General features: G+C 42.8%; 15 protein-coding genes. 10 read left to right on the top strand and 5 right to left on the bottom strand.

From position 1 onward, the window contains the following. Positions 1-14 precede the first annotated feature (14 nt). The 4 genes from ACGHVY_RS09345 to ACGHVY_RS09330 are packed head-to-tail and all read left to right on the top strand — an operon-like array spanning position 15 to position 4,667. Positions 15-926 carry an HlyD family secretion protein gene (locus ACGHVY_RS09345; RefSeq protein WP_390598597.1) on the top strand — a complete coding sequence of 304 codons (912 nt, stop codon included), beginning with the start codon at positions 15-17 and terminating at the stop codon, positions 924-926. Between the two features lie 15 nt (positions 927-941). Continuing rightward, a complete protein-coding gene (locus ACGHVY_RS09340) occupies positions 942-2,420 on the top strand; it encodes an ATP-binding cassette domain-containing protein (RefSeq protein WP_390598596.1) in 1,479 nt (492 codons plus the stop codon). Positions 2,421-2,422: 2 nt separating this feature from the next. Next, positions 2,423-3,526, top strand: a complete 1,104-nt coding sequence (locus ACGHVY_RS09335; protein WP_390598595.1) for an ABC transporter permease — start codon at positions 2,423-2,425, stop codon at positions 3,524-3,526. Between the two features lie 25 nt (positions 3,527-3,551). Next, positions 3,552-4,667: an ABC transporter permease gene (locus ACGHVY_RS09330; RefSeq protein WP_308746199.1), complete on the top strand. Its 1,116-nt coding sequence runs from the start codon at positions 3,552-3,554 to the stop codon at positions 4,665-4,667. A gap of 122 nt (positions 4,668-4,789) precedes the next feature. Here the strand turns inward: ACGHVY_RS09330 and ACGHVY_RS09325 are convergent, their stop codons facing one another. Together ACGHVY_RS09325 and ACGHVY_RS09320 are read right to left on the bottom strand one after the other, a co-directional pair. Then, complete coding sequence (locus tag ACGHVY_RS09325) at positions 4,790-5,218, bottom strand: Hsp20/alpha crystallin family protein (RefSeq protein WP_390598593.1); 429 nt, start codon at positions 5,216-5,218, stop codon at positions 4,790-4,792. Positions 5,219-5,490: 272 nt separating this feature from the next. Next, positions 5,491-5,967, bottom strand: coding sequence for a hypothetical protein (locus tag ACGHVY_RS09320; protein ID WP_308747334.1), 477 nt, complete (start codon positions 5,965-5,967; stop codon positions 5,491-5,493). Between the two features lie 443 nt (positions 5,968-6,410). Here ACGHVY_RS09320 and ACGHVY_RS09315 point away from each other — a divergent pair, with 443 nt between their 5' ends. Then, positions 6,411-7,115 carry an SGNH/GDSL hydrolase family protein gene (locus ACGHVY_RS09315; protein WP_308747333.1) on the top strand — a complete coding sequence of 235 codons (705 nt, stop codon included), beginning with the start codon at positions 6,411-6,413 and terminating at the stop codon, positions 7,113-7,115. A 404-nt stretch (positions 7,116-7,519) separates the two neighbouring features. On the opposite strand, the gene uvrB is transcribed toward ACGHVY_RS09315, so the two are convergent. Then, positions 7,520-9,553 carry an excinuclease ABC subunit UvrB gene (uvrB, locus tag ACGHVY_RS09310; protein WP_390598591.1) on the bottom strand — a complete coding sequence of 678 codons (2,034 nt, stop codon included), beginning with the start codon at positions 9,551-9,553 and terminating at the stop codon, positions 7,520-7,522. A gap of 134 nt (positions 9,554-9,687) precedes the next feature. Between uvrB and ACGHVY_RS09305 the strand changes: the two genes are divergently transcribed. The 5 genes from ACGHVY_RS09305 (at position 9,688) to ACGHVY_RS09285 (ending at position 13,373) form a co-directional block, all read left to right on the top strand. Further along, on the top strand, positions 9,688-10,986 hold the full coding sequence (locus ACGHVY_RS09305) for a phenylacetate--CoA ligase (RefSeq protein WP_308747331.1): 1,299 nt from the start codon (positions 9,688-9,690) through the stop codon (positions 10,984-10,986). A 32-nt stretch (positions 10,987-11,018) separates the two neighbouring features. Continuing rightward, a complete protein-coding gene (locus ACGHVY_RS09300) occupies positions 11,019-11,444 on the top strand; it encodes an amino acid-binding protein (RefSeq protein ID WP_308747330.1) in 426 nt (141 codons plus the stop codon). A 224-nt stretch (positions 11,445-11,668) separates the two neighbouring features. Then, entirely contained in the window at positions 11,669-12,472 is an 804-nt protein-coding gene (locus tag ACGHVY_RS09295; RefSeq protein ID WP_390598589.1) for an outer membrane protein assembly factor BamD, read from the top strand. A 14-nt stretch (positions 12,473-12,486) separates the two neighbouring features. Further along, on the top strand, positions 12,487-12,822 hold the full coding sequence (locus ACGHVY_RS09290; RefSeq protein WP_007752374.1) for a DNA-directed RNA polymerase subunit omega: 336 nt from the start codon (positions 12,487-12,489) through the stop codon (positions 12,820-12,822). A gap of 107 nt (positions 12,823-12,929) precedes the next feature. Beyond that, positions 12,930-13,373: a DUF4293 domain-containing protein gene (locus ACGHVY_RS09285; protein ID WP_308746896.1), complete on the top strand. Its 444-nt coding sequence runs from the start codon at positions 12,930-12,932 to the stop codon at positions 13,371-13,373. Positions 13,374-13,452: 79 nt separating this feature from the next. On the opposite strand, the gene ACGHVY_RS09280 is transcribed toward ACGHVY_RS09285, so the two are convergent. Then, positions 13,453-14,187: a porin family protein gene (locus tag ACGHVY_RS09280; protein WP_390598587.1), complete on the bottom strand. Its 735-nt coding sequence runs from the start codon at positions 14,185-14,187 to the stop codon at positions 13,453-13,455. A gap of 7 nt (positions 14,188-14,194) precedes the next feature. Beyond that, a complete protein-coding gene (locus ACGHVY_RS09275) occupies positions 14,195-15,961 on the bottom strand; it encodes a LysM peptidoglycan-binding domain-containing protein (protein WP_390598585.1) in 1,767 nt (588 codons plus the stop codon). Positions 15,962-16,110 lie beyond the last annotated feature (149 nt).

The following is a 16,110-nucleotide window of genomic DNA, read 5'->3' as shown; positions in this document are numbered from 1 at the left end:
TAACTTCTCAGGATATGAAAGGAATAACGAAGATAGGAATATGGGGGATGGCATTGGTGATGTTGTCTGCCTGCGGAAATGGAACACCTGATTATGACGCGACCGGTACGTTTGAAGCTACGGAAGTCATTGTTTCTGCCGAAGCTGCCGGAAAATTGTTAAAGTTGGACGTAGAGGAAGGTACAAGGTTGAAAGCGGGTGAAGAAGTCGGGTTGGTCGATACCGTGCAGTTATATCTGAAGAAGCTGCAACTGGAAGCCAGTATGAAATCCGTGGAAAGCCAGCGTCCTGACCTTGCCAAACAGATTGCCGCTACCAAACAGCAGATTGCTACGGCCGAACGTGAAAAGAAACGGGTGGAGAATTTGCTTGCTGCGGGTGCGGCAAACCGGAAACAGTTGGATGACTGGGATGCACAGGTTAAATTGCTCGAGAGGCAGCTTGTTGCCCAGGAATCATCATTGCTGAACAGTACGAATAGTCTGACGGAACAGGGAAATTCGGTAGCCATACAGGTGGCACAGGTGGAAGACCAGTTAGACAAATGCCATATCCAGTCGCCTCTTGAAGGTACGGTACTGGCAAAATATGCGGAAGCCGGTGAACTGGCATCTGTCGGCAGGCCATTATTTAAAGTGGCGGAAACTGACGGAATGTACTTGCGGGCTTATATAACTTCCGGACAGTTGTCACAAGTGAAACTGGGGGATAAGGTGACTGTCTATGCCGATTACGGAAATTCGGAGCAGAAAGCCTATCCGGGCGTGATTACATGGATTTCCGACCGTTCGGAATTTACTCCTAAAACTATTCTGACAAAGAATGAACGCGCTAATCTGGTATATGCCGTGAAAATAGCTGTGAAAAATGACGGAGAACTGAAGATAGGCATGTATGGCGGAGTAAAACTGAAGGCTGGAAACTGAAAACGGAGAATCGAGATGAAAGTGGCAGACGGAAGAGAACCCATAGTGGTTGCGCAAGAAATCAGCAAAAGCTATGGAAAGGTGGAAGTGCTGAAAGGAGTTTCTTTTGCGGTAGAGCAGGGAGAGATTTTCGGGCTGATTGGCCCCGATGGTGCGGGAAAGAGTACCTTGTTCCGTATCCTGACTACTCTATTGCTGGCTGATAAGGGGACGGCGGCTATCGGCGGATTGGATGTAACTTCGGACTATAAACAGATTCGTACGCGTGTAGGATATATGCCCGGTCGCTTTTCACTTTATCAAGACCTCTCGGTGGAAGAGAATCTGGAGTTTTTCGCTACGGTATTCCATACAACAATTCGGGAGAATTACGACTTGATCAAGGATATCTATCAGCAGATAGAACCGTTCAAAAAGAGAAGGGCAGGAGCCTTATCGGGGGGGATGAAGCAGAAGCTGGCATTGAGTTGCGCGTTAATTCATAAACCTGATATTTTATTTCTGGACGAGCCAACTACGGGTGTGGATCCTGTGTCGCGCAAGGAGTTTTGGCAGATGCTCAGGAATTTGCGGAAGCAGGGGATTACGATTGTTGTTTCGACTCCTATTATGGACGAAGCCCGTCAATGCGACCGGATCGCTTTTATCAATCATGGACAAATTCATGGCATCGATACGCCTGAGCGTATTCTGCAACAATTTGCTTCTATCCTTTGTCCGCCTTCGTTGGAACGGGATGAAGTACGGCATGAGACGGCACCCGTGATTGAAGTGAGCTGGCTAACCAAATGTTTCGGCAGTTTTACCGCAGTAGATCATATCTCCTTTCAAGTGAACCGGGGAGAAATCTTTGGCTTTCTGGGTGCTAACGGTGCCGGAAAGACAACGGCTATGCGAATGCTTTGCGGGCTGAGCCGACCGACATCGGGCGTGGGAAAGGTGGCAGGATATGATATTTTCCGAGAGGCGGAGCAGGTAAAGAAACATATCGGATACATGAGCCAGAAGTTTTCCTTATACGAAGATTTGAAGGTATGGGAGAATATCCGCCTGTTTGCCGGAATCTATGGAATGAAAGAGCAGGAAATAGAACGGAAGACTGAGGAATTGCTGGAGCGTTTGGGCTTTTCTGCCGAGCGGGATACTTTAGTGAAAAGCCTTCCTGTGGGGTGGAAGCAGAAACTTGCCTTTTCGGTTTCAATCTTCCACGAGCCGAGAATCGTTTTTCTGGATGAGCCGACCGGGGGAGTGGATCCTGCCACGCGAAGGCAATTTTGGGAATTGATTTATCAGGCTGCCGACCGGGGGATTACTGTATTTGTAACTACGCACTATATGGACGAAGCGGAATATTGTAACCGGATTTCTATTATGGTGGACGGACAGATCAAGGCTCTTGACACGCCTGCCCGTCTGAAAAAGCAATTCGGAGTGGAGACGATGGATGATGTTTTCCAAAAATTAGCCCGCAGTGCGGTGCGCAAAGCAGATTGATTATGAGACAGTTTATTGCTTTTGTAAAGAAAGAGTTTTACCATATTTTCCGTGACCGGCGGACGATGTTGATTCTGCTGGGGATGCCGGTTGTGCAGATTATTCTGTTTGGCTTTACCATCAGTACAGAAGTGAAAGATGTACGCCTGGCTGTACTCGATCCTTCTAATGATATGGTGACACGGAAGATTATTGATCGTTTGGATGCCAGTGAGTATTTTACGGTTACTGCCTGTTTTCATTCACCTCAAGAGATGGAAGCTGCTTTTCTGAGGAGTGAGATTGACATGGCAGTTGTTTTTGGTGAACGTTTTATGGACGGGCTTTATGCGGGAGATGCTCGTGTACAGTTGATTGTTGATGCGACGGATCCGAATATGTCGACCTCGCAGGTTAATTATGCGACTGGAATTGTCTCTATGGCAGGGCAGGAGATGTTGCCGCCCGATGTATCGGTTGCCTGTCTGACTCCTGACATAAAGCTGCTGTACAATCCTCAGATGAAAAGTGCTTATAATTTTGTACCGGGGGTGATGGGGCTGATTCTGATGTTGATTTGTGCTATGATGACTTCCATTTCCATCGTTCGCGAGAAAGAGACAGGGACTATGGAAGTATTGTTGGTTTCGCCGGTGAAACCGTTATTTATTATTTTGGCGAAGGCTGTACCTTATTTTGTTTTGTCGTTTGTCAATTTGATAACTATCCTGCTACTTTCGGTTTTTGTGCTGGATGTCCCGGTAGCGGGAAGTTTGTTTTGGTTGATAACGGTATCTCTGTTGTTTATTTTTGTGTCTTTGGCTTTGGGGTTGCTGATTTCATCGGTAACGCAGACGCAGGTTGCTGCTATGTTGGTATCGGGCTTGATGCTAATGATGCCTACTATGCTGTTGTCGGGGATGATTTTCCCTATAGAAAGTATGCCGGTGATACTTCAGTGGATATCGGATATACTCCCGGCGCGTTGGTATATTCAGGCGGTGCGGAAACTGATGATTGAAGGTGTGCCGGTGGTATTGGTATGTAAGGAGATTGGTATTTTGTTGTTGATGGCGACGGTGCTTATAACAGTCAGCTTCAAGAAATTCAAATATCGCTTGGAATGATAATGGGCTAAATGGATAATTACTTATGATAAAGTTCCTGATAGAAAAAGAGTTTAAACAATTGCTGCGCAATTCGTTTCTACCGAAACTGATTCTTGTTTTTCCGTGTATGATTATGCTGCTGATGCCTTGGGCGGTAAACCTGGAAATCAAGAATGTCGAACTGAATATAGTGGATAATGACCATTCGGCTATTTCCCGGCGACTGGTGAATAAGATTGCTGCTTCCACTTATTTCCGTCTGGTGGAAGTGCCGGCTTCGTATGAGGAAGGACTTCGGAATATTGAAACCGGAACGACGGATATTGTAATGGAGATACCGAGGCATCTGGAACGGGACTGGATGAACGGCGAGGATGCTCATATCTTGATAGCTGCCAATGCTGTGAATGGAACGAAGGGGGGACTTGGAAGTTCTTATTTGGCTTCTATTGTCAATGACTATGCTGCCGAACTACGTTCGGAACGTCCTGAAGCAGCTACCGTTTCCGGGGCTTTTCCTTCTATCCGTATTGATACCCAGGGATTGTTTAATCCGAATTTGAACTATAAACTTTACATGATTCCGGCATTGATGGTTATGTTGCTGACGTTGATTTGCGGCTTTCTGCCTGCCTTGAATGTGGTTAGCGAAAAGGAAGTGGGGACAATTGAGCAAATCAATGTGACGCCGGTTCCGAAGTTCGTCTTTATTCTTGCCAAACTACTGCCTTATTGGTTGATTGGCTTCATTGTGTTGACTTTATGTTTCATATTGGCATGGTTGATTTACGGTATAGTACCTGTCGGGCATTTTATGTTGATTTACTTCTTTGCGGTTCTTTTCGTGTTGGTGATGTCCGGCTTCGGACTTGTCATTTCCAACTATTCGGCTACGATGCAGCAATCAATGTTCGTGATGTGGTTCTGTCTGTTGATTTTGATATTGATGAGCGGGCTGTTTACTCCGGTTAGCAGTATGCCGGAGTGGGCACAATGGATTACCAGGCTCAATCCTTTGCGTTATTTCATGGAAGTGATGCGCATGGTGTATCTCAAAGGAAGTGGGTTCTTTGATTTATTACCACAGTTGGGAATATTGCTGTCCTTTGCAGTTGTGTTTAATAGTTGGGCGGTGGTCAGTTATCGGAAGAATCAATAAGGAACATCTGCGTAAAGGGATACATCTATATGTATATAAAAAGACAGCCCATTCCTTTTTATTGGAAAGAGCTGTCTTTATCATTTCCATCACTGTTCCCAGTGATTTAGTTGGTTACCGTATTATTTTACTTCGATTTGTCTATTCGGTTTCTTCACTTCTTCTTCTGAGAGTTTCGGAAGTTCGATGTTCAGAACGCCATGTTCTACGGATGCGGCAATTTTTTCTTTGTCTACATTATCCGGCAGAATCATTGTTTGCTGGAATTTAGAGTATGAGAATTCACGGCGCAGATAGCGACCATCTTTCTTCTCTTCTTTGTTTTCAGTCTTCTTCTCCATGCTGATGACAAGGTTATTGTCTTCATCAATGCGAACATTGAAATCGTCCTTTGTCATACCAGGAGCAGCCAGTTCTACTTTGTATTCTTTCTCTGTTTCCAAAACGTTAATTGCCGGTGCAGTAGCATTTGCTTTTACCATCCAATCGTTATCAAAGAAATCATTGAAGATACTTGGTAACCAACTTTGAGTTCTTCTAACAGGCATCATAATTTTAGTCTCCTATCTTTAAGTTAAACATTTTATTAATTCAAGTTTGAACTTCGGAACTTTCACTTCCGGTGGTGGGGATTATTCCGGTATTCACCGTCTGTTCTTGAACCGTCGTTCACTCTTAATAGTGCAAACCTTATGCCAGGAGATTTTTATGACTAAATTTGTCTATTTGTCATTAAAACAATGTCAATTTTACCTGTTTGATGCCAAAATGTGTTCTGTTTTTATTTATTTTATATAATATAGGTATTAATTTGATAATCTGTTTATTTCTTCTCGACTAATTTGAATCTTAATCTTAGCGTTTGTCTTTCTTCATCATAATCATAACTAATGATTTTGAAACTTCCAACTTCAGAGGTATTGGATACATGCGCGCCGATACAGGCACAGGCATCATAATCTCCAATACGAATGATGCGAAGTGTTTCGCTGGCGTCAGCGGGCAGTTTGCTTAGGTCTACGATGTCCTTTGCCTGTTCGTGTGTCATAAACTCGACAGTTACTGGTAAATTCTGACTGATAACTTCATTTACCTTGTTTTCGATAGCTTGTATTTGCTCCGCTGTCGGGCAAGATGAAAGAATATAGTCGCATTTGCTTTTTTTTCTTTCTATGTGGGCGTTGCGGGAGCGCGGGCAACCGAAGGTTTTTACCATGGTAGCGTTTAATAAATGCTCTGCTGTATGCATGGGAGGATACTCCTGCTTGTTGTGGTCGTTGAGTTGAGGTTGTTGTTCCATTATTATTATTATTATTTTTCAATTATAATTTTCTCTCCAAATGAAATGGGGGTGTCTATTGCTAAGTCGATAAATATTTTTACTCTTGCAAATAGTTCCCGGATATTGGTTTTTAATCCTGAATAGGTATCCACGTGTTTGGCGTTATAACCGATAGCATCTCATCTATTCTTTTTAGGATTCCAAACGTATAGGCATAAAAAAAGGAGCAACGCCTTGCTCCAACCTTTGTTAACCTTAAATCTAATACTATGAAAAACACATTGCAAAGGTACGGACTTTTGCGACAATAGCAAATAATTCAAGAAAAACAATATGTTATATAACATAGATTAAGGATTTGAGGGCTCGCATTAACGCTTATTTGCTGGTTAAGCAACGAAATATAAGAGAAATCTTTATCTTTGCGTGCAATTAATACACTAATACTTAAAAATATAAAGATGAAAAGGAAAAGGATAGGCCAGTGGGTATTATTGGCTGTTATTTGTTTTAGTTTCTCAATAGGAGAGACATTTGCTCAGAAAAAGGATTTTGCAAACCTGGCTCGCTATGCTAAAGAGAATGCAGCATTGCCGAAACCGGCAAAAAAAGAGAAAAGGGTTGTGTTCATGGGAAATTCCATTACCGAAGGATGGGTGCGGACTCATCCGGACTTTTTTAAGACGAACGGATATATCGGTCGTGGTATTAGCGGACAGACTTCCTATCAGTTCTTGCTGCGCTTCCGTGAAGATGTGATAAATCTTTCTCCGGCTTTGGTAGTCATTAATGCCGGAACCAATGATGTGGCAGAAAACACGAATCCTTACAATGAAGATTATACTTTTGGCAATATCGTTTCTATGGTCGAACTGGCTAAGGCAAATAAGATAAAGGTGATATTGACTTCTGTACTTCCTGCTGCGGCTTTTAAATGGAGAATGGAGATAAAGGATGCTCCACAGAAGATTCAGGCTTTGAATGCCCGTATAGAGGCTTATGCTAAAGCTAATAAAATTCCGTTCGTTAATTATTATAAGGCAATGGTGGCCGATGATAATCAAGCTTTGAATCCTCAATATACAAAAGATGGGGTTCATCCGACGGGTGAGGGATATGATATAATGGAGCCGTTGATTAAAGCAGCGATAGACAAGGCGCTTTAAAGAATATTGGCAGACTTTGATACATCGGTCATAAATAAGTGAATTTTTGTAGTCGAAACTAGTGAATAAAATAGCGTCACTATCCGGTTGGTATAGTGACGCTATGTGGTTACGATAGTGACGGTATCCTACCCGGATAGCGTCACTATTTTTATATGCTGTGCTGAAATAAGAAATGCAGGATAAGTATGGGCATAAAAAAAGGAGCAACGCCTTGCTCCAACCTTTGTTAACCTTAAATCTAATACTATGAAAAACACAGTGCAAAGATACGGACTTTCGTGATATTTGCAAATTATCAGTGAATGATTAGTGTTTTTATAACACTCGTTAAATGTTTGCTTCCAGTATTATAGACTTGTTAAGATTCTCCATCTTCCGTAATAGATGGAGAATGAAAAATCTTATCCCCATTTTTCTTTCATTAAATCTTCCAGTTTCAGTAATTCGTCACGATATTGGGCAGCTTCAATGAATTCCAACTTCTTGGCAGCTTCCTGCATAAGTTTGCGGGTACGCTCGATACTCTTTTCCATTTGCGGTTTACTCATATACTGTACCACCGGATCGGCTGCGATATTGGGCGTGGCAGGTTCAATATAAGCATGTTTCTCTTTCAGCAATTCATTTGCTTCGGAGTTTGCATTACCAAATACGGCCAGGTTTCTAGCCTTCTTGATTTGTTGTGGAGTAATGCCGTTTGCTTCATTATACGCCAATTGTTTTTCACGGCGACGGTTAGTCTCGTCAATGGTCAACTTCATGCTGTCCGTCATCCTGTCGGCATACATGATCACTTTTCCGTTTACATTACGTGCGGCACGTCCTGCGGTCTGTGTCAGAGAGCGATGTGAGCGGAGGAATCCTTCTTTATCTGCATCAAGAATGGCTACAAGGGACACTTCAGGGAGGTCTAATCCTTCACGAAGCAGATTCACCCCGATTAGTACATCATAGATTCCTTGCCGGAGATCATCCATGATTTTGACACGTTCGAGGGTATCGACATCGCTATGGATATAGTTACACCTTACATTATTGTTAAGAAGGTATTCTGTCAACTCTTCCGCCATTCGTTTGGTCAGCGTAGTGACAAGCACACGTTCTTCCTTCTCGATCCGCAGTTGGATTTCCTCCATCAAGTCGTCAATCTGATTCAGGCTCGGACGGACTTCAATAATCGGATCCAACAAGCCGGTAGGGCGGATCACTTGTTCCACAACAATACCTTCAGACTGGATTAACTCGTAATCTGCCGGTGTGGCACTGACGTAAACGACTTGTTTCGCCATCTCCTGAAACTCTTCAAATTTCAACGGGCGGTTGTCCATAGCGGCAGGCAGACGGAAACCGTATTCTACAAGATTGATTTTACGTGCACGGTCTCCCCCGTACATAGCGCGGATTTGCGGTACGCTGACGTGGCTTTCGTCAATGACTATCAGAAAATCCTCCGGGAAAAAGTCAAGCAGGCAGTAGGGGCGGGTACCGGCAGCACGACCGTCGAAATAGCGGGAATAATTTTCAATACCGGAACAATGACCGAGTTCCCGAATCATTTCCATATCGTAAGTGACCCGTTCATAGAGCCGTTTAGCTTCATATTCTTTGCCGATGGACTCAAAGAAAGCCACTTGTTTGGTCAAGTCGTCTTCTATTTCGTGAATAGCGCGGAGAGTGGCTTCTTTGGTAGTCATAAACAGATTCGCCGGATAAATCTTGTAAGCATCCAATGGAGCGGTAGTGACACCCGTAATAGGGTCTACCTCCTCTATGCCATCAATTTCATCTCCCCAGAAAGTGACACGAAGCAGATTGTCCGTATAAGCCAGGTAAATATCCACCGTATCACCTTTCACGCGGAAATTACCACGGTTGAGGTCAATATCGTTACGCACATACAAACTGTCTACCAGCCGGCGAAGGAATACGTTGCGATCCATCATGCGTCCCCGTTCTATCTCGATTACATTCTTGTAAAAGTCCGACGGATTTCCCATACCGTAGATGCAGGACACGGAAGAGATTACCACCACATCTTTTCGTCCGGAGAGTAGGGCGGAGGTGGCGGCAAGACGCAACTTGTCAATTTCGTCATTGATAGCCAAATCCTTTTCTATATATGTATCACTGCTTGGCAGATAGGCTTCCGGCTGATAGTAATCATAGTAAGAAACGTAATATTCCACCGCATTATTGGGGAAAAATCCTTTAAACTCGCCATACAACTGTGCGGCCAGCGTTTTATTATGACTCAGAATCAATGTCGGTTTGTTGATATTGGCTATCACATTGGCAATGGTAAATGTTTTTCCCGAGCCGGTGACTCCCAATAAAGTCTGTGCAGGGACTCCCTGGAGTATCCCTTCAGTCAGTTGTGCGATAGCTTCCGGCTGATCCCCGGTAGGCTTGTAAGCTGATGTTAGTTCAAAATTCATAGTTAATCCTAAAAAGTGGAGCAATATTCGGCAAAATAATCGAGATTACAAATCATTTTTCCAAATAAATCCTTTACTTTGCAACATATTAATATCAAAAAACAGATTCATACAACTAGTAATACCAGAAACACATGATTTGGAATGAGAGCATTGAGTGTATGGACCGCGAAAGCCTTCGCAAGATTCAAAGCATACGACTCAAGAAAATTGTAGATTACGTTTATCACAACACGCCTTTTTATCGGAAGAAGATGCAGGAGATGGGGGTTACTCCCGATGATATCAATAGCATTGATGATATTGTGAAACTGCCGTTTACCACGAAACATGATTTAAGAGATAATTATCCGTTCGGACTCTGTGCGGTGCCGATGAGTCAGATTGTACGTATCCATGCATCCTCCGGTACTACCGGAAAGCCGACTGTCGTTGGATACACCCGTAAGGACCTGTCCTCATGGGCGGAGTGCATATCCCGTGCTTTTACCGCATATGGGGCAGGCCGTTCTGATATATTCCAGGTATCTTATGGATATGGTCTTTTCACGGGCGGGTTGGGCGCACATGCCGGAGCTGAAAATATTGGGGCTTCCGTTATCCCGATGTCCAGTGGAAATACGGAGAAACAGATTACTTTGATGCATGATTTCGGCTCTACGGTACTTTGTTGTACACCTTCTTATGCACTTTATTTGGCGGATGCTATCAAGGATTCCGGTCTGCCGCGTGAAGAATTCAAGTTGAAGGTCGGCGCGTTCGGTGCGGAACCCTGGACGGAAAATATGCGTCATGAAATCGAGGAAAAGCTGGGCATCAAGGCTTATGATATTTATGGCTTGAGTGAAATAGCCGGGCCGGGGGTTGGCTATGAGTGTGAATGCCAGCATGGCACTCACTTGAATGAAGACCATTATTTCCCCGAAATTATCGATCCGAATACTTTGCAACCGGTAGAGCACGGTCAAACAGGCGAACTGGTATTTACACATCTTACTAAAGAAGGTATGCCGTTGCTTCGTTACCGTACGCGCGATCTGACCGCTTTGCATTACGATAAGTGTTCTTGTGGCCGTACATTGGTACGAATGGACCGCATCCTGGGACGTAGTGATGATATGCTGATTATCCGTGGTGTAAACGTATTCCCGACGCAAATCGAATCTGTTATTCTCGAGATGGCGGAATTTGAACCGCATTATCTGTTGATAGTAGGTCGTGAAAACAATACCGATACGATGGAGCTTCAGGTGGAAGTTCGTCCGGATTTCTATTCCGACGAGATTAACAAGATGCTGGCTTTGAAGAAGAAACTGGCGGGACGCCTGCAAAGCGTGCTCGGCTTGGGAGTCAACGTGAAGCTGGTAGAGCCGCGCAGCATTGAGCGTAGCGTAGGCAAAGCGAAGCGAGTGATTGATAACAGAAAAATTTAATACCTGAACTTACAATATAATACTTTACAATTATGGTAGCAAAACAACTTTCTATCTTTTTGGAAAATAAGTCAGGCCGTTTGACGGAAGTGACTGAAGTGCTGGCGAAAGAAAATATCAATCTTTCTGCCTTGTGCATCGCAGAAAATGCCGATTTTGGTATTTTGCGTGGAATCGTATCCGACCCGGATAGAGCATATAAAGCTTTGAAAGATAACCATTTTGCAGTGAATGTGACTGATGTGGTCGGCATTAGCTGCCCGAACATACCGGGCGCGTTGGCTAAAGTACTGGGATTCTTATCTGATGAAGGGGTCTTTATCGAATATATGTATTCGTTTGCCAATAACAATATCGCTAATGTGGTGATCCGCCCCAGCAATCTGGATAAGTGCATCGAAGTGCTGAAAGAAAAGAAGGTCGACTTGTTGGCAGCGAGCGACTTGTATAAACTGTAAATTTCAGATTGAATGTAGGAAGTAAACAATGAATGGCAAATAATATGCGGTGGATGGGCTGTGCTTTTAGTGGATAGTGCAGTTTGTTCACCGCATATTGTTTACGGTTTGACGTCATTTTCTCCCCTTTTGTCGATGTTTAACGCCTTTTATGTATTAAAAAACATAGATTAATTGCTAAATTCCCAGCGAATAAGTAACTTTGCGCATTATTTTTAAATAGGATGAAGAAAAATATCATTATAACTTTGCTTGCGGCAGCCACTCTTACTTCATGTGGGGAGTATAATAAATTGCTGAAAAGCACCGATTACGAATACAAGTACGAAGCCGCCAAAAACTATTTTGCGAAAGGGCAGTATAACCGTTCGGCTACTCTGTTGAATGAGTTAATCACCATTCTTAAAGGAACCGACAAGGCGGAAGAGTCTTTGTATATGTTGGGGATGAGCTACTATAACCAGAAAGATTATCAGACGGCCGCCCAGACATTTATCACCTATTTCAACACATACCCCCGTGGTACTTTTACTGAACTGGCACGTTTCCATGCAGGTAAGGCGTTGTATCTGGATACACCGGAACCGCGTTTGGATCAGTCAAGCACTTATCAGGCTATCCAGCAGTTGCAGATGTTCATGGAATATTTTCCGAACAGCACAAAGAAGCAGGAAGCACAGGATATGATTTTTGCTTTGCAGGATAAGTTGGTGCTGAAGGAGCTTTATTCAGCCAGACTGTATTATAATTTGGGTAATTACATGGGCAATAACTATGAGTCTTGTGTTATCACAGCTCAGAATGCTCTGAAAGATTATCCTTATACCGATTATCGCGAAGAACTTTCCATCTTGATTCTGCGTGCAAGGCACGAAATGGCTATTTATAGTGTGGAAGATAAGAAAATGGACCGCTACCGTGAAACGGTTGATGAATATTATGCTTTTAAGAATGAATTTCCGGAAAGCAAATACCTGAAAGAGGCGGAAAAGATATTCAATGAATCACAGAAAGTAATTAAAGACTAAATTTAAATAGATTTATGGACTACAAAAAAACGAATGCTCCTACTACGACGGTAACCCGTGACATGATGGAACTCTGTTCTGACACAGGGAATGTTTATGAAACTGTTGCCATTATTGGTAAGCGTGCTAATCAGATCAGTGTGGAAATCAAAAACGATCTTTCTAAGAAATTGGCAGAGTTTGCTTCATATACTGACAATATGGAAGAGGTATTTGAGAATAGAGAGCAAATCGAAATTTCTCGCTACTATGAGAAATTGCCGAAACCGGATTTGATTGCTACGCAAGAATACATCGAAGGGAAAATATATTATAGAAATCCTGCTAAGGAAAAAGAAAAACTTCAGTAATTTATTTTCTGACGAAAGAATTGATAGTCAAGTAGTAAGTGGGATACTGATCCCTGCTCCTTATTGCTTGGCTATTATTGTTTAACTTAACTACTATTAGAAAACTTATGATTCAACGGATTCAAACAGTTTATTTACTGATTGTTGCAGGATTGCTGGTTGCGGCGATGTGCCTGCCGATGGGCTATTTTATTGATACGACGGGAGAGCATCCCTTCAAGGCTTTGGGGATGGGGGTAAATGGCACTTTCCAGTCTACATGGGGATTATTTGGCATTTTAATGCTTAGTACCTTGGTGGCTGCCGCTACAATTTTCTTGTTTAAGAACCGTATGTTGCAGATTCGTATGACAATCTTTAATAGCCTGTTACTGGTAGGTTATTACATCGCTTTCCTTGCTTTTTATTTTGCATTGAAAAATGACGCGAATTTGTTCCGTATTGGTTGGGCGCTATGCTTGCCGCTTGTTTCTATTATCCTGAATATATTGGCTGTTCGCGCTATCGGACGGGATGAGGTGATGGTAAAGGCAGCAGATAGGTTGAGGTAATTTGAGCATTCATATCTGATACGTAAAGCGCCGCTTTAGTCATCCTAAAGCGGCGCTTTTTGATCTCTAAAGCGATGCTCTATTTTTTCAAATCAAATAAATAAGTGAGCTTTATGGTAATTGTCCCATGTGCCGCACGTGCAAAATAGTCTTTCTTCGTTGTACTGTAAAAATCGGATAGGGCAAAGTAGTAACGTCCTTCTACAATGAAACTGCCGGCTTTTTTTGTTCTGAGTTCCACACCGCCGCCACCGGCAATACCGTAATCGAATTTATTTTGAATTTTGACACCGTATAGTGCTTTCTGGGTATCCAACAGACTGTTCATGTCTATTCCTTCTATTGTCTCTGATTCACTTATCAGAAAGCCGATTTGAGGACCTGCGTGGACGAAGAACTGCAATCCTCTGTCTCGTCCGAAAGCAAGGTGGGCGAGAAAGGGAATATCAATGTACGTCATCTTCCGGGTATAAGTTTTGGTGGGATCCTTGGAAGTCACTTCATACCCATTGGCATCTAGTGATACAGTTTCGAATAACTGATCCCATCCCCGTTGTGAGATATTCAATTCGACCTGTGCGCCACAAATCATGGCAAAATACTTTTCAGAAATATAACGTGCCGTCAATCCGCCGGTGATTCCCATCAGGCTGTTTTGCTTGACGGTCGGAGTGAAAGAGGTACTATTCAAGTTGACGCCGCCGTTGATACCCACAGATAAATTGTTTCGTGCTTCTCCGATTTGAGCAATAGCAGGAAGGGTAAAACCTGTGAGCAGGAGTGTGGCAATCAAAAATGGTTTTATCTTTATCATTTTCGTATTATTCGAAGTCTAGTTTTACTAATTCAAAATTCTTAGTGAAACGTATGAAGAACACTTTCTTATTAATAAATCCGCCCCAGTTGTTTACACGTTGGAATTTAAATCCGGTCTGGATGGGAGTCAGATTCATTTTAGCCAGGTTGTTTTCAAGTTCTGAGCCATAACGTGACAATCCTTTCAAAAAGAAGAAGCCGGTGTCAAATCCGAGCATTGCGTAATTAGGCCACTCGCTTGCTAAATCCTTGCTGTACCATCTGTGATAATTGTTGGTAAATCGCACGGCAGCCGGAAACAAGGTATTCGTGTAGAACGAGGAATAGAAATATGTATCCAGTTCAAAGAAACTTTCCAGATAATCCTTGGTGTAGATTTGCCATTCCGGGTAACCGAACAAATGAATGTTTTGTTCAGGGTTATCCCTGACTAACAAGGTCAACTGGGGAAGTGCCTTGATTAGTAATACATTCTTGCTTGTGGTTGGAATGAAAATATTGTCTTTTCCGCTACGAAGTGCCGCTTTTAATGTTTCTTTTGTTGCACTCTCGTTAACAGTTTGCATTGATACTCCTTTGTTTTTCAACTCTTGCTTCAGTCCACTGATAAATTCCGCTTTCTCTTTATCGGCACTTGCCGGTTCAATAAAGATAACGTGGGCATTAGGAAATTGGCGGTTGAAGTGCTCGTAAACTTCCGAATACAAGTATGATTGTGGCGTGTTGATTTGATAAACAGCGGGATTATTGAATACTTCCTCACCCTTCTTGGAGAAAGGAATCACCAGGCGGATATCATTCTTTTCCGCAAAATCGGATAATGGTTTGATTTGGTTCTGGTGCATCGGGCCGAAGATTATATCCATTTTCTTCATCTCGTTTTTGGCAAGAATCGCATTTAATGTAGAAACTTCTTTGCCGCTATCATATACATATAAGTCGAGTGAAGTTCCTGTACGTTTCAAACTGTCTACTGCCATAAGGAAGCCTTCGTAATATTCCACCATACGTTTGTCTTCCTGGAAAGGCAGTATTAATGCAGCTTTTATGGTAGACATTTCTTTGGGAGCCTCTTTACTCTTGCTGAAAAGTTCACTGTTGCTTGGGGGAATAGCGTAAGGATCTTCTTTTTGAGTAGGCTGTACAGTAGTTGTTGCCGGGTAGGGGATACAAAGGAATTGTCCCTTTTTCATTCCTTTTTTCAATTCGGGATTGGCGGCAATCAGTTCCTGTTCGCTGATTCCATATTCACGGCTCACGCTGAAAATAGTTTCTTTGCGTTTCACCTTATGCATATCCTTGCATCTGGGAACTACCGGACCTTGGATATTGCTGCTCGGTTCGGCCGGTGTCTGAGTAGTGATGGCCTTTTCCTCTTTTTTCTGCGGGATCAGGATAACCTGTCCGATGCGGAAGTTCTCGGCACTCAGACCGGGATTGGCTTCACAAATATCTTTTGCGGATACATTATACATGGTTGTCAGTTTGTATAAAGTCTCTCCGGCTTGAATTGTATGGAATGTCTCTCCTTTTTGACTCTCTTTTCCTTTGGGAATCTTGATCGTTTGTCCGGCGTAGATTTTCTCGTCGCAACCGGGGTTCAAACGGACAATATCCGATGTGGTGACATTGTACATCTTGGAAATAGAGTATAAACTTTGTCCTTTTTCGATGGTATGCAAGAAATAGGATTGGTTTTCCTGTGCATAACTGACCGCGTATGAAACGCTTATAAAAAGCAGAAATAAGAATATTCGGTTTATCGGTTTCATCAAATTATAACTATTGGTTCTTGAAATCAAGGAACAAAGGTACAAATAATGCCCTATATCTTCATAAGATTTGAGTTAAGAAAATAATATTCTGCTTTTTTAGGAGCATATTTCGGGTGGAAACATTAATTTTGCAGCATTTATGAAGG

The sequence above is a fragment of the Bacteroides sp. f07 genome (genome assembly GCF_042854785.1).
Lineage (GTDB): Bacteria > Bacteroidota > Bacteroidia > Bacteroidales > Bacteroidaceae > Bacteroides.
This window is presented reverse-complemented; position numbering and strand designations above follow the sequence as displayed.

Excerpts from the sequence above, each read along its gene's own strand:
- ACGHVY_RS09295 (WP_390598589.1), top strand. The coding sequence starts at position 11,669 with ATGAAGAAAAATATCATTATAACTTTGCTTGCGGCAGCCACTCTTACT.
- ACGHVY_RS09345 (WP_390598597.1), top strand. The coding sequence starts at position 15 with ATGAAAGGAATAACGAAGATAGGAATATGGGGGATGGCATTGGTGATG.
- ACGHVY_RS09330 (WP_308746199.1), top strand. The coding sequence starts at position 3,552 with ATGATAAAGTTCCTGATAGAAAAAGAGTTTAAACAATTGCTGCGCAAT.
- ACGHVY_RS09290 (WP_007752374.1), top strand. The coding sequence starts at position 12,487 with ATGGACTACAAAAAAACGAATGCTCCTACTACGACGGTAACCCGTGAC.
- ACGHVY_RS09320 (WP_308747334.1), bottom strand. The coding sequence starts at position 5,967 with ATGGAACAACAACCTCAACTCAACGACCACAACAAGCAGGAGTATCCT.
- ACGHVY_RS09280 (WP_390598587.1), bottom strand. The coding sequence starts at position 14,187 with ATGATAAAGATAAAACCATTTTTGATTGCCACACTCCTGCTCACAGGT.
- ACGHVY_RS09340 (WP_390598596.1), top strand. The coding sequence starts at position 942 with ATGAAAGTGGCAGACGGAAGAGAACCCATAGTGGTTGCGCAAGAAATC.
- ACGHVY_RS09315 (WP_308747333.1), top strand. The coding sequence starts at position 6,411 with ATGAAAAGGAAAAGGATAGGCCAGTGGGTATTATTGGCTGTTATTTGT.
- ACGHVY_RS09300 (WP_308747330.1), top strand. The coding sequence starts at position 11,019 with ATGGTAGCAAAACAACTTTCTATCTTTTTGGAAAATAAGTCAGGCCGT.
- ACGHVY_RS09275 (WP_390598585.1), bottom strand. The coding sequence starts at position 15,961 with ATGAAACCGATAAACCGAATATTCTTATTTCTGCTTTTTATAAGCGTT.
- ACGHVY_RS09285 (WP_308746896.1), top strand. The coding sequence starts at position 12,930 with ATGATTCAACGGATTCAAACAGTTTATTTACTGATTGTTGCAGGATTG.
- ACGHVY_RS09305 (WP_308747331.1), top strand. The coding sequence starts at position 9,688 with ATGATTTGGAATGAGAGCATTGAGTGTATGGACCGCGAAAGCCTTCGC.
- uvrB (WP_390598591.1), bottom strand. The coding sequence starts at position 9,553 with ATGAATTTTGAACTAACATCAGCTTACAAGCCTACCGGGGATCAGCCG.
- ACGHVY_RS09325 (WP_390598593.1), bottom strand. The coding sequence starts at position 5,218 with ATGATGCCTGTTAGAAGAACTCAAAGTTGGTTACCAAGTATCTTCAAT.
- ACGHVY_RS09335 (WP_390598595.1), top strand. The coding sequence starts at position 2,423 with ATGAGACAGTTTATTGCTTTTGTAAAGAAAGAGTTTTACCATATTTTC.